The sequence below is a fragment of the Bradyrhizobium sacchari genome (assembly GCF_002068095.1).
Lineage (GTDB): Bacteria > Pseudomonadota > Alphaproteobacteria > Rhizobiales > Xanthobacteraceae > Bradyrhizobium > Bradyrhizobium sacchari.
On the sequence record NZ_LWIG01000062.1, the window covers coordinates 83572 to 91203 of the forward strand.

The 7632-nt window shown below is 57.8% G+C and carries 5 protein-coding genes and 1 pseudogene; 3 read left to right on the forward strand and 3 right to left on the reverse strand.

Annotation, left to right across the window (positions count from 1 at the left end; translation table 11 throughout):
• Positions 1-37 precede the first annotated feature (37 nt).
• Together A5906_RS37405 and A5906_RS42230 are read left to right on the forward strand one after the other, a co-directional pair.
• Positions 38-1576, forward strand: a complete 1539-nt coding sequence (locus A5906_RS37405; RefSeq protein ID WP_080140106.1) for a hypothetical protein — start codon at positions 38-40, stop codon at positions 1574-1576.
• A 343-nt stretch (positions 1577-1919) separates the two neighbouring features.
• Positions 1920-2090 (forward strand): annotated as a pseudogene (locus tag A5906_RS42230) (IS21-like element helper ATPase IstB); the annotation flags it as partial.
• A gap of 1599 nt (positions 2091-3689) precedes the next feature.
• Here A5906_RS42230 and A5906_RS37415 read toward each other — a convergent pair.
• On the reverse strand, positions 3690-4250 hold the full coding sequence (locus A5906_RS37415; RefSeq protein ID WP_080140129.1) for a D-glycero-alpha-D-manno-heptose-1,7-bisphosphate 7-phosphatase: 561 nt from the start codon (positions 4248-4250) through the stop codon (positions 3690-3692).
• Positions 4251-4658: 408 nt separating this feature from the next.
• Between A5906_RS37415 and A5906_RS37420 the strand changes: the two genes are divergently transcribed.
• On the forward strand, positions 4659-5534 hold the full coding sequence (locus A5906_RS37420; RefSeq protein ID WP_080140108.1) for an NAD-dependent epimerase/dehydratase family protein: 876 nt from the start codon (positions 4659-4661) through the stop codon (positions 5532-5534).
• A gap of 168 nt (positions 5535-5702) precedes the next feature.
• Here A5906_RS37420 and fcl read toward each other — a convergent pair whose 3' ends face one another.
• Positions 5703-6656, reverse strand: a complete 954-nt coding sequence (gene fcl / locus A5906_RS37425) for a GDP-L-fucose synthase (protein ID WP_080140109.1) — start codon at positions 6654-6656, stop codon at positions 5703-5705.
• Positions 6637-7632 (reverse strand): GDP-mannose 4,6-dehydratase (gene gmd, locus A5906_RS37430; RefSeq protein ID WP_080140110.1); only part of this gene is annotated, 996 nt, incomplete at its 5' end. The genes fcl and gmd, both read right to left, overlap by 20 nt.

Sequence of the window (7632 nt, forward strand, 5' to 3'; positions counted from 1 at the left end):
TAAAGTTGAGCAAGCGTTTTCAAGTTGAGGTAAGATTATGCGATTCAATTTCGAGTGGAAAGTGATGCTCGCTCATAAAATGGATTTTACGATCGTGATTGTTGCGCTGTTCGTTCTCGCGGGCATAGGCAGCCAGCTTTGGCAACCTTTCATGCTAGGATTTGAGCACGACGATTGGTGGCTCTTTGTGAGACCGTACGTATTGCGAGACTACTCGAATTATCACCCCGATCGGCCCGGATATTTCCTATTATCGCAACTCATTTTGCACATCTGGAATGGCAGCCCGGCTGAGTTCCATTGGCTCAAGGTTATTATAAATCTCGCGACCGCTAGCTCAATATTTTGGCTCACGTTGTCGATTCAACGATTGTTTGATGTATCAAGTTCGGCGCTTGCGGTCGGCGCGGCAGTGCTCTGGCTTACGGCTCCATGGGGAATGGGCTATACCATCTGGGCGACCGCAGCGTTTACAAATGTCGCCCTTCTGTCCTTTTGTGCTTCCATGGTCCAGTTCGTCCGCTGGGTAGAGCTTGGAAGCTGGGTTCGTTTCGTGGCTGCAACGCTGTTGTGGATTGTGTCGATTGAGACCTATCAATCGACGTGGTTTGGATTTGTGCCGGTGGCGTTAGCCATCCTGCTGTCGGTCTATGAACGGAAGGATGCGAGAGGCCGCTTATTTGCCTTGGCTTTTGTGTTGCTTGTGATTCAGCTCGCATGCGTCTTCCACACTGCGACAACAACGCCGAAATCCCACACTCCAAACACGTTCTGGATTTTCGGACACAACCTGCGAATCCTCATAGAGATACAGATAAGGTATCTTGGCCCGTTCTTATTCGCCGCTGTGCTGCTGGTTGTCGCAAGCTTGATCAGGGCCGCCGCGCGAGACGGGCGAGAGGGATATTTGCAGCTCAGGCGCATTATCGCCGGATTCGCGCTTGCGGTTCTCGGCTCTTGCGGTTCGGCGCTGCTGTATGCTGCCGCAGGCTACGGTTTCACCGACACAGGCGAGCAGTCCAAGACCTCGGTCATGTTTACGTTCTGGATTGGGATTGGATTTTCCCTCGTCGTCTCAGCAAGTGCGGAAGATCGGAAAGGACGCATCATTGGAATTGCAACACTATTCATCGCAATCGTTGCCACCATTTTTAGCTTCCCGAGCGCGGCAGACCCTTGGGTTATCGCGTGGGAGCGGCAGCGCGAGGTCATCAATGCCATAGGGCAGCAGTCCTTTCCGCGAAAACTCGAACCCGGCGATGTGGTGCTAGGCGACCTTCCGTCGATGGAACGAAACGTCCCTGTGTTTGGCGCGCCTTGGAGCGCTACGGCGCTGTTGATCCTCTGGGAAGACGTCGTTCCGAATATTGCTCGCCAACCAATCACAATCCTGAGCTTCGATGGCGATTACAACATGGCTTGGGAACCCGGGAAGCTGACTATCAGGCCGGGTTGGGAAGTGGCTGGAAAGCGCCTTTGGTTGTGGCGGTGGCGAACGGGGGAGGCTGTGTTGGTCCGGTCGCCGGGTCCCCTGCCAAGGGGCGCTTTCGATGCCCTATTTGAACGCAATCAGTAGACGGGTTTGAGAGATGAAGGCGCTCTGTTCCGTGGTCAGCGATCAACCGACCGAGCGTTAGTTGCTTTGGGCAAGACCAGATCAGGAAGAGGTGCCAGTCTCAACGAGAGGGGTCGATGTCGCGCTGTGCACAGATCAGCAATGACATTCCACTTGCAATATTGCCCCCTAAGCCGGGGATCGGCATCCAAAATTGCCCCTCTAAGATTGGGCAGTTGCGCTGCCTGCTTGGACGAAGCAGGTGGTCGGGATGCTGATCGTGGAGACGATCCCTCGGCGCGAGCACTTCATCAAGGGTAAGACGATCAAGGAAACTCGAAGGCGCATCGCTCCAGACCAGCTGATGGAACGAACTCAAATCTTCCACCTCATGGGCGAGCTCAAGCTCTACGGCATGGACGCCGCGTTTGACGAGATCATGGCGACCGCCATCAAGCGACAGCATGAACCTCAGCGCATCGTCGGCGACCTGCGCTACGCCGAGATCAACGCCAGGCGCAGCCGGCACGCGCGCCGAAATCCTCAAGTACCAGGTAGATGTCTCGGTCGAGGCGATCGGCCGGCACGATCGATGGCGAGGAACGCATACGCATACTCCGGGGGAACTGACAGTCAACTTCGCTGCAAAATTGAACGTTCCACGTCGCCCCCTTTCCCCCTGCCATGGCCGACTGCGGTCCTTATCGATGTCCCGAGCATCGTCTATTGCGGCACCTTGCTGCAACCGATTGAATGCAGTCGGTCACAGGGTGACCTCGTTGCTGCACTCGCGCTTGCGGGTTGTGGAAGGGAGCCAGGCCGAAAGGCGAACCCGGCTCGCAAGGTCCGGCCGGACCGCAGGGGGCGCAAGGCATCCAAGGTGTGCCGGGTCCTCAAGGGCTGGCCGGGGCGCAAGGCCCGCGGCGCCTAAGGGCGAGAAGGGGGACAAAGGCGATCCTGCGCCGGTGAATATACGAGCTGTGCAAGCTGACGGGCCGTCAACTGCGACACGAGCGAAATTTTGGTCTCTATCTTCTGCCCAAGTGGCGGTGCTGCTGACGTTGCGAAGTGCGGGGCCTCGCCAACCATTGGCCTGTGCTTGAAAAAGTAACAACCCGCTCAGCGCTTAATGCGGTGATAGCGTGTGGCCACACTGAAAGCCAACATGCATGCCGCAGCTAAGGACCAGATCGTTTTGGTGATTTCTTTCGGCATGAGGGCCTAAACCCTCGGAGCCATTCCACGGTTCCGAGCGAAGATTCGGACAGACGCAACACAGCGAGAACAATGTTCGCTAAAGAGCGCGTAGCAAAATGTCTATCAGACGTTCGGCCTGAATCATAATTGTTTGAATTTACGAATGGATTTTGGCGTGCTCAGCGCCGCGGCGCTTCCTAGCGGACTTTAGGCTCCTAAACATATTAAATACTTAGAGGACGGTGGGACAGAAAACGGTTCTACGGAATCGTTTATTGCTTATAGCGCGACTGTCTCACCAGTGGCGCCCCAAAAGGGGCGGTCGCGCGAAGGTGGATTCCAAGATGACTGAGACTGCAAACGGTGGCCGCTCCGAGGCCGCCGCAAAGCCTGTTCGCGCCAAGACAGGACTTCAACGACGCGCTGCTCCGACGACGCCGATCTAGGATCGCATCGCCGACGGAATCGGAAACGGCGACACCGACCTGTCGGCCTACGCCCCGCCCACAGCACAGGAGGGAGCGCAAAGCGATAGGAGCGCCGTGAATACGCCAGACGCGCCCCCGTGGCGGGAGCTTCGATGTCGAGAAAATTAACGTAGCGAAGCCGTGGCTATTTGGGGCGGCAAAACCGTGGTGTTGAATGAACAGGCCGCCGGCTCGGTCAATGATGCGCGGGTGACGTCGTTCGAGTCACAGAACTCTTGGTTGCGAACCGGTACACGGAAATCAAGGGGTCGGATGGCAAGGTTCGGGTTGTTACCTGGGCGCAGGCTTGGCAGAAACACCGACACCTGCTTTCCCAGCGCTTGTTCACGGGCCGGGACTCTTCGTTGCGTCAGCGCGATTCGCTTCGATTTGTCGCTGTGACGCCAACTTGTCTCCTACATTTCCTTGCTTAGCAATCGAGCAGTCGTGTGGTCGCGAAGACCACGGCCTCACTCTTCCGTTCTCGCGTCTCCGCAATGCGGCCGCGATTGATCCGCAGGACAGGACCGATCGGCCAACAACGGAGCAACGAACGCATGGAGGTTTGATCCATCAAACAGATGGGCAGTTATGCCGGCCGCTTGCGCTGCTTCAAGGTCGCTCTGCTTATCGCCGATCATGAAGCTAGCATCGATATCCACCGCATGCCGCTCCAGCAGCGCTCTAATCATCCCCGGCTGCGGCTTACGACAGTTGCAGAGGATACGGTAGCGCTCAATCAGGCCGTCGGGATGGTGGGGACAAAATTCGAACGCGTCAATATGGGCACCAACTCTAGCAAGCTCACGCGACATCCATTCGTGCAAATTGCGAACATGCCGTTCCTCATAAAACCCCCTCGCGATTCCGGACTGGTTCGTCACGACAAACGCAAGATAACCGGCGTCATTGACTGCCTTTACCGCCTGTTGGGCTCCTTCCACCCACCGGATCTTGTCCGGATCAAAAGCATAGCCATCGTCCTCGTTGAGGACGCCATCGCGATCAAAAAATACTGCCGGACGCATCAAGCTCATCAGCCTGCGCTGGAGGGGACACCGATCTTCCGACGATCACGCCTCCTGTTGCTAACCGTCAGAAACGACCAGAACACACGGACGCCGTTCGACTCGACAAATCCCATGAGGAGGCATGACTCAGGCGAGCTCTGAGCTCACGGGACAGAACCCATTTCGGCACAAATTGCACGCGAGAGTACCGGAAATTTGCACCCGAGGCGCTGCGAACTTTCTATAGTAGAAAATGGCTTCTCTTTTAAGAAAAAAACTTCCCAAATTCAAGGCAGGGGCGAGCGCCCTTTCAAAGGCAGTCCCCTGGAGGTGCTCGCTCATATCTTGCAAATCGCGGGGGAAAACGTCATGCATTAGCTCGACTACGGATGTCTGCTGCAAACCTCCCTTGGCCTCCAAGTATCTCTTATGAACGACCGAATTACCGTGCTCGTGACCGGCGCTGACGGCTTCATCGGACGCCATCTCGTACCTTACCTTGCTTCGCTGGGTTACAAGGTGATGGCCGCGTCTAGGACAGAGTTCGCTTTCGAAGGCGAGAGCATAGCATCGGTTCAGCTGCCCGATTTATCCGCGCCGTTCGACTGGGATCCGTTACTGAAACAATGCGACGCTATCGTTCACCTTGCGGGGATCGCCCATAAATTCGCCGACGACGCCTCATATGGCCGCGTGAACTATCGAGCCACAGAGGCCTTGGCGAAGGCCGCGTCTCGCGGAGGCAAACATCTGGTTTTCGTCTCTTCGATTGCTGCGCAGTCCGGCTCATTCTCGGATCATGAGTTAACCGAAGATAGCGTTCCGAGACCGATCAATAGCTATGGGCGATCAAAGCTCGCTGCTGAGCAGAGCGTTCGCGCAGCAAAAGCGCCATTCACGATCCTTCGGCCTGTCGTGATTTACGGCGATGGCGAAAAAGGCAATTTCGCAATCGTCCACAAGATAGCGCGGCTGCCAATACCGTTGCCGTTTGGAGCCCTTACGGCGAAACGATCGATATTGTCGATTGAAAACTTCAGTTCTGCCGTTGCAATAGTACTAGCCGATTCTCGCGCTATCGGAGAAACGTTCATCGTGTCGGATCCCACGCCTCTCACCGTTCCCGAACTTATCGCACGGTACCGAAGCAGTATGGGCCGCCCAGCTTGGCTTATACCCGTTCCGGAAAGATGGATTGAATTATCACTCAGAGCTGTTGGCCAGAATGAAATCTGGCAGCGGATCGGCAAACCCCTGTCAGTTTCGCCCAGAAAGTTGCTCGCGCTTGGCTGGAAGGCATCTTGAGTCCTGCTAGTCAGCCTACTCGCTCCCTTCGTGATAAAGGAGCGTTTCGCCGCAATTCTTGTGTATCAGCTTGGTCGGCATGGGGCCGCCTGATTCTTGATGGACCCAGATCAGGTCGAAGTCGATTTCAGGCGAACAATTGACGGGTGATACCGACTTTGGCTCTAGCTAGGAGTCACCCGTACTCTGGGAAAGATACGCTGCATAGGCGCGTTTCAGGCCATCCTGCAGACGGGTCGGCGCCGACCAGCCCAAATTTGTGAGACGACTGACATCGAGAAGCTTGCGCGGGGTGCCGTCGGGCCGCGATGTATCGAAAGAAATCTCGCCGCTGTAGCCGACGATGTCGGCGACAACGCGCGCGAACTCGGCGATGGTGACGTCCTTGCCGGTGCCGATGTTGACCAGTTCCGCACTCGAATAGGTCTTCATCAGGTGCACGCAGGCATCCGCCATGTCGTCGACGTAGAGGAACTCGCGCCGCGGCGTGCCGGTGCCCCACACCACCATGGTTTTCGCGCCCGAGACCTTGGCCTCGTGAAAGCGGCGGATAAGAGCCGCCACCACATGGCTGAATTCAGGATGATAATTGTCGCCGGGGCCGTAGAGATTGGTCGGCATCACGCTGATAAAGTCGCTGCCGTACTGACTGCGATAGGCTTCCGCCATCTTGATGCCGGCAATCTTGGCGATCGCATAGGGCTCGTTGGTCGGTTCCAGCGGACCCGTCAGCACCGAATCCTCACGCAGGGGCTGCGGCGCGAGCTTCGGATAGATGCAGGAGGATCCGAGGAACATCAGCTTCTCGGTGCCGTTCAGATGCGCAGCCTGGATCACGTTCGACGCGATCGCGATGTTGTCATAGATGAACTCGGCGCGCAGCGTGTTGTTGGCGACGATACCACCGACCTTGGCCGCAGCCAGAAAAACGACCTGCGGCCGTGCCTTCGCAAACCAGTCAAACACCGCCGCCTGGCTGCAGAGATCGACGATGCCCCGGTCAGCCGTGAGAAGCCGCACATCCTCCCGCGCCAGCCGACGCACGATCGCGCTGCCGACCATGCCGCGATGGCCGGCGACGTAGACGCTCTTGCCCTTCAGTTCAAACGGTACGTTTGCCACTGCCTGCGTCCCGCTTTGCGTCCGCCAGATCACTTCTCATCATCTCCGCGACGAGCTCCGTGAACGTCCGCTTCGGCTTCCAACCCAGCACCTGGCGCGCCTTGCTGGCGTCGCCGACGAGCAGATCAACCTCGGTGGGGCGGAAATAGGCTGGATCGATCTTCACCACCGTCTTGCCGCTTGCGGCATCGACGCCGGTCTCCTCGACGCCCTTGCCGCGCCATTCGACGCGGCGGCCGACTTGCGCGAACGAGAGCTCGACCATCTCGCGCACCGAGTGCATCTCGCCGGTGGCGAGCACGAAGTCGTCCGGCTTGTCGGCCTGCAGGATCTTGTGCATGCCCTCGACGTAATCCCGGGCATGGCCCCAGTCGCGCTTGGCCTCGAGATTGCCGAGATAGAGCGTATCCTCGAGCCCGACCTCGATGCGGGCGACGCCACGGGTGATCTTGCGGGTGACGAAGGTCTCGCCGCGGATCGGGCTCTCGTGGTTGAACAGGATGCCGTTGCTGGCGAACATGCCATAGGCTTCGCGGTAGTTCACCGTGATCCAGTAGCCGTAGAGTTTTGCGACGCCATAGGGCGAGCGCGGATAGAACGGCGTCGTTTCCTTCTGCGGGATCTCCTGCACGAGACCGTAGAGCTCGGAGGTCGAGGCCTGGTAGAACCGCGTCTCCTTCTCCATGCCGAGGATGCGGATCGCCTCCAGCAGGCGCAGCACGCCGACCGCGTCGGCATTGGCGGTGTATTCCGGGCTCTCGAAGCTGACCGCGACGTGGCTCTGGGCCGCGAGATTGTAGATCTCGGTGGGGCGGATCTGCTGCACCAGGCGGATCAGATTGGTCGAATCCGTCATGTCGCCATAGTGCATCAGGAACGGCACGTTGCCGACATGCGGGTCCTGATAGAGGTGGTCTACGCGCCCGGTGTTGAATGAGGACGAGCGTCGCTTGATGCCGTGCACGATGTAGCCGAG

Coding starts and splice junctions, on each gene's coding strand:
- A5906_RS37405 (WP_080140106.1), top strand. CDS start 38: ATGCGATTCAATTTCGAGTGGAAAGTGATGCTCGCTCATAAAATGGAT.
- A5906_RS37420 (WP_080140108.1), top strand. CDS start 4,659: ATGAACGACCGAATTACCGTGCTCGTGACCGGCGCTGACGGCTTCATC.